Origin of the sequence: Pelagibacterium xiamenense, from assembly GCF_021166475.1 — a bacterium.
In the GTDB taxonomy this organism is placed as follows: Bacteria; Pseudomonadota; Alphaproteobacteria; order Rhizobiales; family Devosiaceae; genus Pelagibacterium; species Pelagibacterium xiamenense.
In genome coordinates this window covers 1,459,831-1,475,382 of record NZ_JAJOYS010000001.1, presented here as the reverse complement: position 1 = coordinate 1,475,382, position 15,552 = coordinate 1,459,831, and the positions used below count along the sequence as shown (strand labels likewise).

The 15,552-nt window shown below is 64.2% G+C and carries 15 protein-coding genes and 1 tRNA gene; 11 read left to right on the top strand and 5 right to left on the bottom strand.

Translation table 11 applies throughout. The features are described from left to right. Position 1: 1 nt before the first annotated feature. Entirely contained in the window at positions 2-946 is a 945-nt protein-coding gene (locus LSG43_RS07215; RefSeq protein WP_231802482.1) for a diacylglycerol/lipid kinase family protein, read from the bottom strand. A 155-nt stretch (positions 947-1,101) separates the two neighbouring features. Here LSG43_RS07215 and LSG43_RS07210 point away from each other — a divergent pair, with 155 nt between their 5' ends. Continuing rightward, a complete protein-coding gene (locus LSG43_RS07210; RefSeq protein WP_231802480.1) occupies positions 1,102-2,547 on the top strand; it encodes an MFS transporter in 1,446 nt (481 codons plus the stop codon). On the opposite strand, the gene LSG43_RS07205 is transcribed toward LSG43_RS07210, so the two are convergent. Together LSG43_RS07205 and LSG43_RS07200 are read right to left on the bottom strand one after the other, a co-directional pair. Then, complete coding sequence (locus LSG43_RS07205) at positions 2,544-3,260, bottom strand: RlmE family RNA methyltransferase (protein WP_231802478.1); 717 nt, start codon at positions 3,258-3,260, stop codon at positions 2,544-2,546. The two genes, LSG43_RS07210 and LSG43_RS07205, sit on opposite strands and share 4 nt — an antisense overlap. Further along, positions 3,250-4,458 (bottom strand): Ppx/GppA phosphatase family protein, encoded by a 1,209-nt coding sequence (locus tag LSG43_RS07200; protein WP_439652007.1) that lies wholly within the window; start codon positions 4,456-4,458, stop codon positions 3,250-3,252. Before LSG43_RS07200 ends, LSG43_RS07205 begins: the two co-directional genes overlap by 11 nt. Positions 4,459-4,899: 441 nt before the next feature. Between LSG43_RS07200 and LSG43_RS07195 the strand changes: the two genes are divergently transcribed. The 9 genes from LSG43_RS07195 to LSG43_RS07155 all read left to right on the top strand — a co-directional run bounded on the left by LSG43_RS07195 (position 4,900) and on the right by LSG43_RS07155 (position 13,496). Continuing rightward, the gene (locus tag LSG43_RS07195) at positions 4,900-5,307 is read left to right on the top strand and encodes a C40 family peptidase (protein ID WP_231802474.1); all 408 of its coding nucleotides are present in this window, start codon (positions 4,900-4,902) and stop codon (positions 5,305-5,307) included. A gap of 116 nt (positions 5,308-5,423) precedes the next feature. Then, positions 5,424-5,497 (top strand) — tRNA-Gln (locus tag LSG43_RS07190). A gap of 125 nt (positions 5,498-5,622) precedes the next feature. Next, on the top strand, positions 5,623-6,873 hold the full coding sequence (gene dinB / locus LSG43_RS07185; RefSeq protein WP_231802472.1) for a DNA polymerase IV: 1,251 nt from the start codon (positions 5,623-5,625) through the stop codon (positions 6,871-6,873). A gap of 39 nt (positions 6,874-6,912) precedes the next feature. Further along, positions 6,913-9,345 (top strand): DNA ligase D, encoded by a 2,433-nt coding sequence (gene ligD, locus LSG43_RS07180; protein ID WP_231802470.1) that lies wholly within the window; start codon positions 6,913-6,915, stop codon positions 9,343-9,345. Positions 9,346-9,378: 33 nt separating this feature from the next. Beyond that, positions 9,379-10,296 (top strand): non-homologous end joining protein Ku, encoded by a 918-nt coding sequence (gene ku, locus LSG43_RS07175; protein ID WP_231802468.1) that lies wholly within the window; start codon positions 9,379-9,381, stop codon positions 10,294-10,296. Between the two features lie 6 nt (positions 10,297-10,302). Beyond that, a complete protein-coding gene (locus LSG43_RS07170; RefSeq protein WP_231802466.1) occupies positions 10,303-11,376 on the top strand; it encodes a tetratricopeptide repeat protein in 1,074 nt (357 codons plus the stop codon). Continuing rightward, on the top strand, positions 11,373-12,017 hold the full coding sequence (locus LSG43_RS07165; protein WP_231802464.1) for an alpha/beta hydrolase family protein: 645 nt from the start codon (positions 11,373-11,375) through the stop codon (positions 12,015-12,017). The genes LSG43_RS07170 and LSG43_RS07165 overlap by 4 nt, the downstream gene beginning before the upstream one ends. Then, positions 12,014-12,781: an exodeoxyribonuclease III gene (xth, locus tag LSG43_RS07160; protein ID WP_231802462.1), complete on the top strand. Its 768-nt coding sequence runs from the start codon at positions 12,014-12,016 to the stop codon at positions 12,779-12,781. The genes LSG43_RS07165 and xth overlap by 4 nt, the downstream gene beginning before the upstream one ends. Before the next feature lie 115 nt (positions 12,782-12,896). Beyond that, positions 12,897-13,496, top strand: coding sequence for a DUF1236 domain-containing protein (locus tag LSG43_RS07155; RefSeq protein ID WP_231802460.1), 600 nt, complete (start codon positions 12,897-12,899; stop codon positions 13,494-13,496). 109 nt (positions 13,497-13,605) lie between these two features. On the opposite strand, the gene LSG43_RS07150 is transcribed toward LSG43_RS07155, so the two are convergent. Together LSG43_RS07150 and LSG43_RS07145 are read right to left on the bottom strand one after the other, a co-directional pair. Continuing rightward, positions 13,606-13,893, bottom strand: coding sequence for a hypothetical protein (locus tag LSG43_RS07150; protein WP_231802458.1), 288 nt, complete (start codon positions 13,891-13,893; stop codon positions 13,606-13,608). Positions 13,894-13,900: 7 nt separating this feature from the next. Then, positions 13,901-14,482, bottom strand: coding sequence for a transglutaminase-like cysteine peptidase (locus tag LSG43_RS07145; RefSeq protein WP_231802456.1), 582 nt, complete (start codon positions 14,480-14,482; stop codon positions 13,901-13,903). A 383-nt stretch (positions 14,483-14,865) separates the two neighbouring features. Between LSG43_RS07145 and LSG43_RS07140 the strand changes: the two genes are divergently transcribed. Continuing rightward, positions 14,866-15,534, top strand: coding sequence for a hypothetical protein (locus LSG43_RS07140; RefSeq protein WP_231802454.1), 669 nt, complete (start codon positions 14,866-14,868; stop codon positions 15,532-15,534). Positions 15,535-15,552 lie beyond the last annotated feature (18 nt).

Here is a 15,552-nt window from a genome sequence, read left to right as displayed (position 1 = left end):
GCTAAGGTGCTGCTGCGACGGTGGGATTTTCGGCGGGGGCCTCCGCCTGGGCAGGCAGAGCCAGGATGGGCAGCGCTTTATGTTTTATCGTGAAATGCAAAGGTGTCTCCAGGCTTTCAATTTCACCGTCGATCATAACCTGCAACCGCGGTTTTCGCGACCGGATGGTGACCGCGTGGGCTGACTGGATGCGCAAGGACGGATCGTCCCGCCAATGCCCCGCGATCATGCCGGCTGCCAGCCGGACGAAGGCGAGCGGGGACATCCGGTCGACCTTGTAGAGGGTCAGGATGCCCGAATCGAGGTGCTGGCGGGACATGAAGTGCCCGAACTCCTCATCATAAGCGTTCGACGCGACCCCGATCGCGTGCACCCGTTCGATGCGCTTTTCCCCGGTATCGGTAACGACTTCGAGCGCGAGCCGGCGGGATCGCGCAACACGGCGGAAAACGTAGCGCAAATAGGAAAGGCCCGCGAGCCGGCCTGCGCCCCGGATCTTTTCTCGCGCCGCGGCGATATCGGGCATGACCCCGATCACGGCCTTGTGGAGGAAGATCGTTCCGTTGACCTCGGCCACGTCGATGTCTTTGGACACCATATGCGGCAAGGCCTCGATCCAGGCGTCGAGGTCGAGCGGCACGCCCAGATCCCGCGCGAGCAGGTTGAACGTCCCTAGCGGAAGGACGGCGAGGGTCTTGCCCGTTCCCATGATGCGCGCGGCCGTCGATGTGACCGTACCGTCTCCACCGGCTGCGACAATCACCTGTGCATCGCTGGCGACGGCACGCTCGATGCGTTCGGCGACAGGCGTTTCCGTATCACCGTCTACAATCGCGTCGAAACCGTGCTGTTCGAAGCGCTCGGCCAACATCTCGGGGGTAATGCCGAGCGCCTGAACGGTTCCGGAATTGCGGTTAAGCAGCACGTGGTAGCGGCCTGATGCCATGGCGATTTCCTCTCTGCGGCCGGAACGCCGCCATCGGGAGATAATGCCGTGCAAGGCAATTAGTTCAGCGTCGGATCGCCGCCAAGATTGCGTTGCGGGCCAATTCACCCGACTATCGGCAGCGATACGACTCGCCTGTCAACCGGTTCGGACCATTGACCCGCATAATTCCGCTTGTTCTGGCGGTCGCCCTGTTCATGGAAAATATGGACGCGACCGTCATCGCCACGTCCCTGCCCGCGATCGCCGCGGATATCGGCACCACGCCAGTCGCGCTCAAGCTCGCTTTCACGGCCTATTTCGTGGCGCTGGCAATCTTCATCCCGATCAGCGCTTGGATGGCGGACAAGTTCGGGGCCAAGAACGTTTTCCGCGCCGCCATCGTGGTTTTCATCATCGGCTCGATCGGCTGTGCATTCGCCGGATCGTTGCAGGAATTTGTCATGGCGCGGTTCGTCAAAGGGATCGGCGGGGCCATGATGAGCCCCCTCGCCCGGCTCATCCTATTGCGCACGACACAGCGCACCGAACTGGTCAGCGCCATGGCATGGCTCACGGTCCCGGCGCTGATCGGACCAACCCTTGGCCCACCCATCGGCGGGTTCCTGACGACGTTCCTGAGCTGGCACTGGATTTTCCTCGTCAACGTCCCCATCGGGCTTGCGGGGCTGGTGCTGATCACGCGCTATCTGCCGCGTGTGGAGTCGGCACCGCTCAAGCCCATGGATTTCCCTGGTTTTTTCCTTACGGCGGTCGCCTTTTCGGGCACGGTCTTCGGGTTGTCGCTGCTCTCGATGCCGGTCCTGCCGATGTGGATCGCCTTCGCTTCGACCGGCATCGGCGTCCTCGCCGCAGTCGTTTACGTCCCGTACGCGCTGCGTATCGAGCATCCGTTGCTCGACCCGCGGCTCTTTTCCGAACCGACCTACCGGGCGGCGGTCGTCGGAACGTCGCTGTTTCTCGTCGGCGTCGGGGCGTCGCCATTCCTCCTGCCGCTCATGCTGCAGGTCGGGTTCGGCTATACGCCGTTCGAATCCGGCATGATCACCTTCGTGGGCGCGTTTGGCGCGCTCTTGATGAAGTTCGTTGCAAAACCGCTCTATGCGCGGATCGGCTTCCGGACGGCGCTCATGAGCGCAGTACTGCTTTCGGCGGCCGGCTCGGCTATCAAGGGCACGTTCGTACCCGAAACGCCTGTCGTCGTGATGATGCTGGTCATCTTTTTCGTCGGATTGTTGCGCTCGACCTATTTCACCGGGCAAAACGCCCTGGCCTTCTCAGAAATCAGCGAAGAGCAGGCCGGCGCCGCGACCGTCATCCACTCGGTGATGCGGCCCATCATGACGGCGCTCGCCGTGGCACTGGCGGGCGGCGTTCTGGAATTGAGCAGTTCCATGCGCGATGCGCCGCTCGGAGTACCCGATTTCCAGTTGGCCTTCTTCATTGTCGCAGGCGCCTCGATGCTGGCCGCCATCCCGTACGCGCTGCTGCCGCGCTATGCGGGGCAAGCGGTATCCGGTCACCGGACAGCCGCCCAGCGCGCCGCGGCGCTCGAAAAGACGTCGACGCAGGGCTACGAAGGCCGCTCGCCCAGGTTCTAATCGACCCGTTCCCCCTTGAAACCGCGAGCCACGAGATATGTCTCGGCGGATTCCGCGCGGCTCGCGGGCGGCTTGGCATGAAAGGTCGACGCGAAATTGCGCTTGAGCATGGCCAGAAGCTCGTGCTCGGTGCCGCCCTGAAACACCTTGGCAACGAACGTACCGCCGGGCGCGAGCACATCGAGCGCGAAATCGGCGGCGAGTTCGACGAGGGCGACGATACGCAGATGATCGGTGGGCTTGTGCCCGGTGGTGGGCGCGGCCATGTCCGAAAGGACGATGTCGGCCTTATGCCCGCCCAGCGCCGCGATCAGCGCTTCGGGCGCGTCATCGTCGGTAAAATCCTTCTGGAGCAGGATGGCGCCGGGTACCGGATCCATTTCGAGATAGTCGATACCCACAACCGTCGGGTGTTCCGGGTCCGACCCGACCGCCTTGGCGGCAACCTGACACCATCCGCCCGGCGCAGCGCCGAGATCGACGACCCGCATCCCGGGCTTCAGGAGGTTGTGTTTCTCGTCGATCTCGATGAGCTTGAACGCCGAGCGTGCGCGCAACCCTTCTGCCCTGGCGCGGGCGACGTAAGGATCGTTGAGCTGGCGCTGGAGCCATGCGGTCGAGGAGTTCGAGCGCTTCCTTGCGGTCTTGACGCGGATCTTGAGGTCGCGGTCACCCCGGCGCCCGCTGCCTTTGCCCGTGGGCTTACTTGGCATTGCGCCCTCCCCGCCGTTTGCGGCCGGAGCGGCCACGCATCCAGACGCGGTCCTCGGCCATCATGGAAATCAGTATGCCCTCGCGCAGCCCCCTGTCCGCAACGCGGATCATCTGGCAGGGCCATTCGCGGCGGATGGCCTCGAAAATCGCGCAACCGGGAATGACGAGATCGGCGCGCTCCTTGCCGATGCACGGATTGGCCATGCGCCGCTCGTAGCTCATGGTCAGCAGCACGCGCATTGTCGCATCGACGTCCTCCGCGCGCATCCAGAGCCCGTCGACCTTGGCGCGCTCGTAGCGCTCGAGGCCCAGATGCAGCCCCGCGAGCGTCGTCACCGTGCCCGATGTGCCGAGGAAGTGAAGCGGATGGGTCTTGAGCATCTCGCGCAGCTTGTCGCGGCCGCGAAAGTGGCGCAGCTCGGCGCTCACATGCTCCACCATGGCCTCGAAGATCTCCGGCGTCACGTCGATGCCGCCGAACTTTTCCGCGATCGAGACGACCCCGACCGGCAGCGACTGCCAGGACCGGATCGAAGCGGCCGTCTTGCCCTGGTTCTTGGGGCGCCCGCCCCTGAAATCGAGCCAGGCCAGTTCCGAAGATCCGCCGCCAATATCGAACAGGAGCGCGCCCGAGGAGTCTGCCTCGATCAAGTCGGCGCAGCCGGTCACGGCGAGCTGGGCCTCGGTCTTGCGGTCAACGACCTCGAACACCATGCCGAGTTCGCGTTTGACCCGCGCCAGAAAACTCGCCGAGTTGACGGCCGAGCGGCAGGCTTCGGTGGCGATGATGCGGGCGCGGATGTTTTCGTGCTGGGCGATCTTGTTGCGGCAAAGCCTGAGCGCCTCGATGGTGCGCTCCATCGCCGCCTCCGAAAGCCGGCCGGTCTGGCTCAGCCCTTCACCAAGCCGCACGATGCGCGAAAACCCGTCGAGCACACGGAAGCCGTTTTCGGTCGGGCGCGCGATCAGGAGCCGGCAGTTATTGGTGCCCAGATCAAGCGCCGCGTAGGTCGGCGCGCGGCGCTTGCGGGCGCTGGCAGGCAGCTTTGGCGGCGTCCGCCGGGACCGTGTGCGGCCACCCGGCTTGGGCGGATCCGCGATTACAGGCTCACGCCGCTCGGGAGCGTTCCCCAAGGCGTGGGCGCGCACCCCGGTTTCGGGCTGCGTCGCAACGGCGGACCGATCGGACTCGGTCAACGTCTTATTCTCCGGCCTGCCGGTCGCAATGCCCCCAGCCATACCGCCTGGAGCGACGGTATAGGGCGCTTCCGATGCGGTTCGGTGCCGAGGCAGGCGCCCCTGGCAGGTATGTTTGTCGTTCGAAAGGAGACTAGAGCATCGTGCCGGGCAACGCAATCATGCGGGCACCTCAATACCACCTGACAGAACCGTCAAGTTTTCGCCACAAAACTCCTATTTATCCCCGCGCCAGCGGGTGCAGCGCCTAATTGAGCGCCGTAATGTTTCGCACACTGCAATATCAATGTGCAGTATTTGCGATCCGCATGTCGTCGCGCAGACGCGATATGCGGCCACTCGACCCGCAGTGATGTCACCAGTTCAGGTGCACGCCGGCCCACCGGGCCGGAACAACTGATTGTCGCAACGTCAAAGGACAATATTACTGTGCTGCGTCTTATGACATCTGCCATTGTTTCCGTTATCGCGATCCTTGCTGTCGACTCCCCTTCGATGGCCCGTGATGCGCAGACGGTCATCAACGTGATGCTGGGCGAGTTGGGTGCCAGCCGTCCTACGGGGTGCCCGGGCCGCTGGTGCGCATGCTATATGGATGCCGTATTGGTCCGTTCGGGCTTGCAGCCGCTCGGGTCGAACCGCGCCGTGGATTTCGCGGGCTATGGCGAGCCGGCCGAGCCCGGCACTGTCGGAGCCATCATGGTGATGCCGCACCATGTCGGCGTCGTCGTCGGCCTGTGCGACAACGGCCAGGTGCAGATCGTTTCGGGCAATTATTCCAACACGGTGGCTCTAGGCTGCTACAGTCCCAGCCGCGCCATCGCTTGGCGGGCGCCGGTCCGGTCATAATGCCTGACCTGGTCCTGCCGGGCACAAAATAGTGAACGGCAAGGCTTGAAATTGCCATCTCGTGCCGCTAAACAAGCGCCACCTCAGGCGCCGCACACAGCGCGCCGCACGGCTGGTGGGGAATAGGTTAACGGTAGACCCACGGACTCTGACTCCGTTAGTCCTGGTTCGAATCCAGGTTCCCCAGCCAACTCTTTCATCCCATTCTGCCCCGCCATACCGCTTCCGCCTGTTCAGCGCCTTCGCATTGACTCGCGTGAGAAATTAGAACATATCAAGAACATGCGAGACTGAGCGCGGCATTCCGGTGGCGCCATGGAAACCGAAGCGACGATCATTCATGCCGATCTCGACGCCTTCTATGCGTCGGTCGAGCAGTTGCTCAATCCGGAGCTGCTCGGCAAGCCGATCGCTGTCGGCGGCGGTGTCGTGCTTGCCGCGTCCTATGAGGCGAAGGCATTCGGGGTGCATGGCGGCATGTCCGGCCGCAAGGCGCGGGAGCTTTGTCCGCAACTGATTTTCGTTGGGGGGCATTTTCGCGAATATCAGCGCCTCGGAGATGCAGCGATCGCCGTTCTTGGTGACTTTACGCCGCTGGTCGAGCGCATCTCGATCGACGAGGCATTCGCGGACGTCGCCGGATGCACGCATCTGTTCGGCGCGCCCAGGGACATCGCGGCGACAATCCGCGCGCGCGTTCGAACCGAACTCGGCCTGCCAATTTCCGTCGGCGTGGCGCGAACCAAGCATCTCGCCAAGGTGGCATCCCAGGTTGCAAAGCCCGACGGGCTGGTTGTGGTCGATCCGGACGCCGAGAGCGTATTTCTGCACGACCTGCCCGTCGGGCTGATATGGGGCGTCGGCCCCGTCAGCGAAGCCCGGCTCAAGGCGGAGGGTATCCTGACCATCGGACAGTTGGCCCAAACCTCCAGCCGAGACCTTCAGAGCTTCCTCGGAACCGCCGCCGGCGAGAAGCTCTCCGCCTTGGCAGCCAACCGCGACCCCCGCAAGATTCTTCCGCAGGTGCGGGCCCGGTCGGCAGGGGCCCAGTCGGCGCTGGGCAGGCGGCCCGCGGTCGCGGCGGTGTTCAAGCCCACCCTCTGGCATCTGGCCGATCGCGTGACCTCGCGCCTGCGCGCCAAATCGCTCGCGGGGCGAACCGTCACGGTTCGGGTAAGGTTCGCCGACATGCGCGCCGTCACCCGCTCGGCGACCCTCGATGCGCCGGTTTCCGCAACGGTCACCGTTGCCGAGATCGCCGAAACGCTCGTCCGCGCCGCGCTGGCGGACCACCCGGAAGAAAGAACGATTACGCTGCTTGCGGTGTCCGTCTCACATCTGGGAGAACAGCCCGCCCTCCAGCTCGAGCTCCCGCTCGGTCTCCCCGACGAGGTGCGGCGGCCGGGCACCCGGCAGGGCGTCGCCCGCCTTTCGGCCGACATGGCAATGGACAAGGTGCGCACCCGCTTTGGCCGCGGCGCCGTCGGATATGCGGCCGCGCTTATTAACGAGCGGGGCTCGGTGCCGGACGCTTTCCGCGAACTGGCCGAGAAAGACCTCGGTTGACGCTGGCGTCACCCGATTTTCTGCGCCTATTGTGTCCCCATGACTGAGAACCGGCTCACGAGCTATCGGAAGAAGCGCGACTTTTCGCGGACCAGCGAACCCTTCGGCGCGGACGGTCAGACCGGTTTCCGTTTCGTTGTCCACAAACACCATGCCACCGCCGACCATTACGATCTCCGGCTGGAACTCAACGGGGTGCTCAAGAGCTGGGCGGTTCCAAAGGGCCCCTCCTTGAACCCGGCGGACAAACGGCTCGCGGTCGCCACCGAAGATCACCCGGTCGACTATCTCGACTTCGAAGGCGTCATCCCGGCGGGCGAATATGGCGGCGGCCCGATGATCGTCTGGGACACCGGCACCTGGGCTCCGATGGGCGATGCGGAAACCGATATCGCCAAGGGTGCGTTCAAGTTCCGGCTCGCAGGCGAGAAGCTCGCGGGCGGCTGGATGCTCACGCGCCTCAAGGGCCGGCCGGAAGACAAGGACAAGACGAACTGGCTGCTTTTCAAAGAGCACGACCAGGCCATGGACACCGAGGTGGACATCCTTGAAGCCCGGCCGGAAAGCGTGAAATCGGGCCGATTGATCGAAGACCTCGTGCAGCCGCCCCCCGCCCCGAAACGCCGGCGCCGCGCTTTGAGGCCCGGCAGGCTCAAGGGTGCTGTCGAAGCGGCGATACCGCAAAAGCTCGCTTTGCAACTGGCCACCGCCGCCGGCGCACCGCCTCAGGCCACCAAAACCGCGCATTGGCTCCACGAGATCAAATTCGACGGCTATCGCACCCTGGCATATGTGGAAGCGGGCGAAACGCGCCTGATCACGCGCGGTGGGCTCGACTGGACCCGGCGCTATGGCGATCTTCCCGAAGCGTTCGCGTCGCTACCGTGCCGAGAGGCGGTGATCGACGGGGAGATTGTCGTCCTCGACGAGAAGGGCATCAGCCGTTTCGGCCTCCTGCAGGCGGCACTGTCTGAAGGCCGCCCCCGAAACCTGGTCTTTTACGCGTTCGATCTCCTGCACCTCGATGGCTGGAACCTGCGCGGTGCAGCGCTCGAGGACAGGAAGGTTCTTCTGGCGCAACTGCTCGAAGGCGCGAACCCCGCGCTTCAGTATAGCGACCACGTGGAAGGGGACGGGAGCGCGCTCTTCGAGAAGGCCACCGAAATGGGCCTTGAAGGCATCGTCTCCAAGCGGACCGACAGCGTCTATAGCGGCAAACGGTCCGGTACCTGGCTCAAGATAAAGGCGCCGCAGGTCGGCGACTTCGTCATCGCCGGCTACACCGTCTCCCCTGACGCGGGCGGCATTGGCGCCATCGCAGCCGCGGAATGGGTGGGGGATGACCTTGTCTATCGCGGCAAGGTCGGCACGGGCTTCGATGCCGCGGGGATGGCGGATCTGCTTGACCGTCTCCGCCCGCTCGAAAGCGGAGGAACGCTGGAGGGGGCGCCCAAAGAGGTGGTGGCGGTTAAACCCGTCCTCACCGCCCGGATCCAGTATGGCGCGTTGACGTCGGACGGCATGCTGCGCCACGCCGTTTTCCGGGGGTTGCGCGAAGCCAGCCTGTCGAGCCGGGCGCCCGCCCCGCGCCAGAGAATCGTAACCGATGCGGACCTTGCCGGTGTCTGGGTGACGAACCCCACGCGCCGTCTCTTCGGCAAGAACGGTCCCACCAAGCTCGACATCGCGGTCTACTACGCGAGCATGGGCGATTTCATGCTGCCGCATCTCTTCGGCCGGCCGGTCTCCCTATTCCGCTGCCCCACGGGCAAATCGGCCGACTGCTTTTTTCAACGCCACCCCTTCACCGGCATGCCCGCTTCTCTCGCGACCGTGGAAACCGCAAACTCGGAGGGGGAAAAGAAGACCTTTATCGCCGTTACGGACGTCAAAGCCTACCTGGCCCTGGCGCAGTTCGGCGCGGTCGAATTCCACGCCTGGGGCACGCATCTCGATCACCTCGAAAAGCCTGACCGCATCATTTTCGACCTCGACCCGGGCGAAGGCGTGGCCTGGCGGGACGTCGTCAACGCCGCGGTGCATCTGCGCGCGGAACTCGAGGAGATGGGGCTGGTGCCGTTCGTCAAGACCTCCGGCGGCAAGGGCGTTCATATCGTCGTGCCGACCACCCGCAAGCTCGGCTGGCGGCAAGCGCACGCGGCAAGCGCCCGGATCGCGGCGGACCTCGCGGCGACCGGCCCCGACACCTTCGTCACCGTCATGGGTGCGGAAAACCGCAAGAACCGCATCTTCATCGACTATCACCGCAATGCCCGCAGCGCGACGGCGGTGTCGGCCTATTCCCTGCGGGCCCGCACACACCTGCCCGCCTCGACCCCAATAGAGTGGGGCGATCTTGAATCTATCGACTCCCCCCAGGATCTCAATTACTCTACGCTTCCAGGTTTAGTAACCATGTCCGGCGATCCATGGGCAGACATTAACGAGTTTTCGCGCGACCTGCCGGCATAGTTATTTGCGTATGTATTTGTCGAGGAGGCGACGATGGCGCCACGGGCCAGTTGGAAGGGACATTTGCGGCTGAGCCTCGTGTCCTGTGCGGTCAAGATGTATCCGGCGACCAGCTCGGCGGACCGCATCAGCTTCAATCAGCTCCATAAGGACACGCACAACCGGATCAACATGAAGCCGGTGGACCCCGAACTGGGTCTGGTCGAGCGCAGCGATCTGATCAAGGGCTACGAATACGAACCCAAGCAGTACGTGATCATCGAGGACAGCGACCTCGAGGCCGTCCGGATCGAGTCCAACCACACGCTCAATATCGAAGCGTTCGTCGACGAGGACGAAATCGACGTTCTTTACCAGGACGCGCCCTATTATCTGGCGCCCGACGGCGCCATGGCCGAAGAAACCTTCATCGTGCTGCGCGAAGCCATGCGCCGCAGCGGCAAGGTCGCTATTGCCCGGCTCGTGCTCTCGAGCCGTGAACGCGTGGTCACCATCGGCGCGCGCGAAAACGGCATGTTCATCACAACGCTGCGGAACCCCAACGAGGTACGCGGCACGACCGAATATTTCGGCAATATACCGGCCGGGGACCCCGACGCCGAGATGCTGGATCTCGCGGAAAAACTGATCGAGCAGAAAGTCACGAGCTTCAATCCCAAAGACTATGAGGACCGCTACGAGCTCGCGCTCATGGCGATGATCAAGGAAAAGCTCAAGGGGCACAAACCTATCGTTGCGGCGGCGCCCGAACGCGGTAATGTGATCAACCTGATGGACGCCCTCAAGGCGAGCCTCGGGGAAGCCAAACCGGCCGCGCGCAGCAAGGGCAAGGCTGCTTCAGGAAAATCCGCGTCGGCCGCCAAGGAGTCGCCCGCCAAGGCATCGCTCAAGGCGGCTCTTGAAGCGAGCAAATCGACCAAGTCCAAGGCGGCACCACGAAAGAAGGCATAAAGCGGGATGGATTTGAGTGGAACGAGCATCGGCGTCGTCGGGGCGCTCAAGGCTTTTCCGCTCCGATCTGCAGCGAAACGGCTCGCCGACCGCGGGGCGCGCGTGCATCGTGGCCTGCCGCGCGGCACCACAATGGCCGTTTTCTGCCGCAGCCTGCTGTCCCGGCTGGGGCCTGGCGAAATCGAGGGCCGTGTCGCCGCAGCGCGCGAGTCGGCAGCCGAGCTTCGCAGCGAAAGCGGGCTCATGCGCCTCATCGGCCTCTCCACGACCGCGGCACCTGGCACCTTGCCCCAACAGTCTTTGCTCGATCAGTCCGGGCTTTCCGAGACGAGCCTCGACATGCTCGCGCTCTTTGATGCGTTCGAGCATGACCGCGCACCGTTCTCGTTCCGCGACCTGATCCTGGCAAAAAAATATGCCGGCCTCATTGCCTCGGGCGCCGGCTGGCACGACATCGCGCGGTCCCTCCACGCGGTCGGGCCCGTAGGCTCGCTGACGGCGCTGACACTCGAAGCCCGTGGCGAAAGGATACTGGCTCTAGACGCCCACTCGCTCGCCGAACTGGACGGCCAACGCCTTCTGCCGCTTCCGGAACAGGACGACGAGGCCGAGGACTATTTCAGCCACGCGGAAGTCGCCGAGCAGGCCGGGCTTTTTGCGGAGGCGGCAACGCTTTACGCCCACTGCGCCGCCATCGACCCCAGCGACGCCACCGCGCCCTTCAACGAGGGCAATTGCCGCCGGGAATTGGGCGAACTCGATGCGGCCCTTTTGGCCTATGCCGTTTCGCTCAAGCGCGATCCGGCCTTCGTCGAATCCTGGTTCAACTGCGCCGGCGTCCTGCGCGATCTGGGCCGGATCGAAGCCGCGCGCACCCACCTCCGGCGGGCCATCGAGATCGATCCCGCCTATGCCGATGCGGTCTACAACCTGGCCGCGCTCGACTACGACACCAACAACCTGCCCGACGCCGCCGCAGGCTGGCGCCGCTACCTCGAACTCGACGACACGTCCGACTGGGCGCGCCGGGCCCGGGCGGGCATCGCACTGGTCGCGCAAATCCGGAGCCAGGCGGGATGACCACGAATTTCCTCTTCGACGGACCCGAGGATGCCCGTGTCACCATCCTTCTGGCCCATGGCGCCGGCGCGCCGATGGATTCCGCGTCAATGGCCGCGACTGCGAAAGCGCTGGCCACGGCGGGCTTTCGCGTCGCCCGTTTCGAATTCGCCTATATGGCGAGCCGCCGCACCGATGCGGGCCGCAAGCCGCCGCCCAGGGCCGAGCGCGTCATGCCCGAATACGTCGCGGCCGTGGACGATCTCGGGCCGACCGACGGCCCGTTGATCATCGGCGGCAAGTCCATGGGCGGGCGCGTTGCCAGCATGGTGGCGGACCCGCTTTTCGAGGCCGGGCGGATCGCCGGTCTCCTGTGCCTCGGCTATCCGTTTCACCCGCCCGCAAAGCCGGACCAGTTGCGCACGGCCCATCTTGAGCATCTGCGCACCCCGGCTCTGATCTGCCAGGGCACGCGCGACGAATTCGGCTCCCCAACGGACGTTTCCGGCTACGCGCTCTCTCCCGCGATCGAAATACTCTGGCTCGAGGACGGAGATCACGACCTCAAGCCGCGCAAAACCATCTCGGGGTTCTCTGCCGCCGATCATCTGAAAACCATCGGCGAGGCAACGGCAGCCTGGGCGCAACGCATCACGCCGTGAAGATTGCCACCTTCAACATCAACGGCATCAACAGGCGTCTTCCCAACCTGATGCATTGGCTTTCGGACAGCGCGCCGGATGTCGTCTGCCTGCAGGAACTCAAGGCCGCCGACCGGCAGTTTCCCGCGACAGCGCTTGCGGACGCAGGTTATGGGGCCGTGTGGAGGGGCGAATCGAGCTGGAACGGTGTGGCGATCCTGGCACGCGACGCGGAACCCGTCATAACGCGCGACGCCCTGCCGGGCGATGCGGAGGACCGGCAGGCGCGCTATATCGAGGCTGCGGTCAACGGCGTTCTGATCGGTTGCCTTTATGCCCCGAACGGCAATCCACGCCCCGGGCCGAAATTCGACTACAAGCTGCGCTGGACCCGGCGCCTCCTCGACCATGCGCAGGACCTTTGGTCGAGCGGATTGCCCGTCGTTCTCGCGGGCGACTACAATATCGTGCCCGAGCCGCGCGACATCTACGCGACGACGTCCTACAAGGAGAACGCGCTGGTCCAGCCCGAAAGCCGCGCGCTTTTCCAGCACCTCCTCGACCAGGGCTGGTCGGATGCCATCCGCCAAAAATACCCCGACCAGACCGTCTATACTTTCTGGGACTATATGCGGAACCGCTGGCAGCGGAACGCCGGCCTGCGCCTCGATCACCTGCTCTTGAGCCGCCCTCTGATCCGGAAGCTCAAATCCGCAGGCGTCGACAAGGCCGTGCGCGGGTTGGAAGGCGCCAGCGACCACGCGCCGGTCTGGATCACCTTATAGGCGAGCGGTTCCGGCGATGCCCGCGGAACGGTCCTACCGGCACGGCGTTCTTCGATCACGGGGGGTGGAGCGGTCGCGTCAGGCGTACCGCGATTCACCTAAAGGAGAGATGACAATGAAATCGACTCTTGCCAAAGGCGGCCTGGCCGTGCTGGCGGGCCTGTTGTTGACCGGCCCGGCCCTCGCCCAGACCGCAACCGCCACGACCCATCTCCACATCCGTTCGGGTCCGGGACCGCACTTCGCGCCGGTCGGCTCGATCAGCAGCGGTGCTCCGGCGACCATCGAAGGGTGCCTGCCGGATGGTTCATGGTGCAAGGTCAGCTATAACGGCACCAGCGGGTGGTCGTATGCGGACTATCTCGTATTCGAAACCCAGACCGGGGCGGCCGTGCGCGCTCATGAACGGCCGCCGGAACTGGTGGGCATCGCAACCTATGAAGGTCCGGCAAGTGCCGGCGTTCCGGGCGACGAACTTATCGGGCCGGTCGACAGCACCAGGATCGTCGTCCCGCCCGAACCCGCTGTCGTTTACGCACAGCAGCACCCGGTCGAACAGGTTTACCTCGAAACCGACATCGCCGTCGGCGCCACGCTCCCGGCAAATGTGGCCCTTAGCCCGATCCCGAACTACGCGTATCAGTACGTCTATATTAACGGCGTACCGGTCCTCGTACGACCGGATAACCGGCAGATCGTGTATGTCGTACGCTAGCACCGCGGTCAGCGTCTCGTTCGCATAAGTGCGGGCACATAGACACAAAGAAAAGGCGCATGCCGGACAGCCTCCGGCATGCGCCCGACTTAATTAAAGCGAGCGGCCTTCAGTTCTCCAGCGCCTTGAGTTCGCTGATAAAGGAGCGAACCCGTTCGCGCGTGTCGATGGTTGTCGCGGGTGCCGCGGCCGGCGCTCCCGGTTCCACCTGAGGGGATAACGCGTCCGGATTGCCGAAGCCATCGGCGTCCGCGCCAGACCGCCTGCGCGCACCGATCGACCAGACGAGCGCGCCGCAAATAACGATCACCGCCGCAATCAGCCCGACGGGCACCAGCTGCAGCATATCCTGGTTGAAATTCATGACCGTGCTCCCGATACCGGCGTTCTCGCGCATGTTGCGGTCAGCGGATGGCCTGCCAGCGGCGCGGATTGCTTGAAGACATGGCAATCAATCGATGGCCGGTTTCGTTCCACGCCCTGACCTCGTTGGTCAAGTTGTCCAGTACGAAATCGCCTTCGGTCGTGCGTACAACCAGTACCGTGTGCCCCTCCCCCCACGAGGTATAGCCGATTGCGACGCGCAGCGCGCTGGCGGGAACACCCATCTCAATCAGGCGATGGCGCTTGTTGAGCACGTAGTCCTTGCAATCGCCGATCCGCGAGCCGAGCTCCCAGGTCTGGTCGGGCCGCACGCGCGGGGTGATCGCGCGGTTGACCGCCCGGTTGACACTGGCCAGCGCGTTCATCAACGGCGCAGACATCCGAACCTGCGCGCCGCCGCCCGAAGAGCAATGTTCGGGCGTCCGCAGACAGAAGAGCTGAAACCCCAGTGGCGTCGCGGCCGACCCCGCGGTTTCGATGCGGGATGCCGAGGCAGTGATCCCCGTGCGTCCCGGCTGCGGCGCCAAAGCTGTGGCGTAGCCAGAGGTAAATGCGATAGCGGTGGCAAGAGCCACAGATAGAAGTCGAGAAGCGCGTTTCATTTTGGCCTCCAAATTCGATGGTGCCACTATGACGCGGGCGCTATTTCAATCTTGTCGCTTATTTGAGTACAATTTTATTCAATTGCGGATTTCTCCAACGCACTGATCGGACCGAGCGATATCAAGGCGTTCCGCGTTCCGGCAGCGCAATTAGAGGCGCTTGAGTCTGCCGTCTATGATCCTGTCGCGCATTTGAAATCTATTACAGGCAAAAGACACAGTTCGCGGGGCATGCCGGCCAAAAGCGGCGCGCCGACCCATTAACCTGACAAGCAATTCAAACTTGACGCTTATTTGAAGTGCCGCCAGTGTCACAGTTGCCGCTTTTGCGGTGCCATAGTTGCCATCCGATTGTCGCGTCGCCTGAGATGAGCCGCGTTCCCATGTCCTCGCCCGCGTTCCGATTTGTGCTGCTTTCTGGGTTCAGTCTGGTGCTGATCGTTTCGGGGTCGTTCCTGGCTTGGCGCGAGGTCACGCCCTATCAATGGGGCGCCGCGCCGCGCGCCGGAATCTTCTCGCATCTGAGAGCCGAGGAGGTCGGCCTGCCCCCGTCGCTCGACGGCATGCAGGTTGTCATGGAGTCGTGTCTTACCGCGACCACCTCCGTGCACGGGCTTATTCAACCTGATCCCGACCGCGAAACCGTGCTGACACGATGCGCGACGCTCGCGGATGCGGCGGTCGCGGCTATGCCCACCTATAGTTTCGGCTGGTATGCCGGGGCCTATTTCGGCCTTGCCCTGGGCCAGGCCGAAGCGGGCAGCGCATGGCTGATCCGCTCGCGCGAAGCCGCGCCCAGCGCGCAGTGGATCGCCGAGGTCCGCGTTGCACTTGCCGAGGACTATTTCGCGCTGCTCACGGAGGCGGCGCAGGAGAGCCATCGCGCGGACCTTGCGCTGCTGGCGATGTCCCAACGCGGGGTGAACGCGATCGCGAGCCGGTACGTTTCCGACCCCGACTTCAGGGAACGCATCACGTCGGTGGTCGAAACGCTCGAACCGGACGTGCAGCGGCGGTTTCTCGCGCGCGTCCGCGCGGCGATGGGGCAGTAGACAGCCATGGAACCAGGG

Bases quoted from the DNA above. Each gene is read 5' to 3' on its own strand.
- LSG43_RS07215 (WP_231802482.1), bottom strand. From the start codon at position 946: ATGGCATCAGGCCGCTACCACGTGCTGCTTAACCGCAATTCCGGAACC.
- LSG43_RS07170 (WP_231802466.1), top strand. From the start codon at position 10,303: ATGGATTTGAGTGGAACGAGCATCGGCGTCGTCGGGGCGCTCAAGGCT.
- LSG43_RS07145 (WP_231802456.1), bottom strand. From the start codon at position 14,482: ATGAAACGCGCTTCTCGACTTCTATCTGTGGCTCTTGCCACCGCTATC.
- LSG43_RS07150 (WP_231802458.1), bottom strand. From the start codon at position 13,893: ATGCGCGAGAACGCCGGTATCGGGAGCACGGTCATGAATTTCAACCAG.
- LSG43_RS07140 (WP_231802454.1), top strand. From the start codon at position 14,866: ATGTCCTCGCCCGCGTTCCGATTTGTGCTGCTTTCTGGGTTCAGTCTG.
- LSG43_RS07205 (WP_231802478.1), bottom strand. From the start codon at position 3,260: ATGCCAAGTAAGCCCACGGGCAAAGGCAGCGGGCGCCGGGGTGACCGC.
- LSG43_RS07195 (WP_231802474.1), top strand. From the start codon at position 4,900: ATGACATCTGCCATTGTTTCCGTTATCGCGATCCTTGCTGTCGACTCC.
- LSG43_RS07165 (WP_231802464.1), top strand. From the start codon at position 11,373: ATGACCACGAATTTCCTCTTCGACGGACCCGAGGATGCCCGTGTCACC.
- ku (WP_231802468.1), top strand. From the start codon at position 9,379: ATGGCGCCACGGGCCAGTTGGAAGGGACATTTGCGGCTGAGCCTCGTG.
- ligD (WP_231802470.1), top strand. From the start codon at position 6,913: ATGACTGAGAACCGGCTCACGAGCTATCGGAAGAAGCGCGACTTTTCG.
- LSG43_RS07155 (WP_231802460.1), top strand. From the start codon at position 12,897: ATGAAATCGACTCTTGCCAAAGGCGGCCTGGCCGTGCTGGCGGGCCTG.
- dinB (WP_231802472.1), top strand. From the start codon at position 5,623: ATGGAAACCGAAGCGACGATCATTCATGCCGATCTCGACGCCTTCTAT.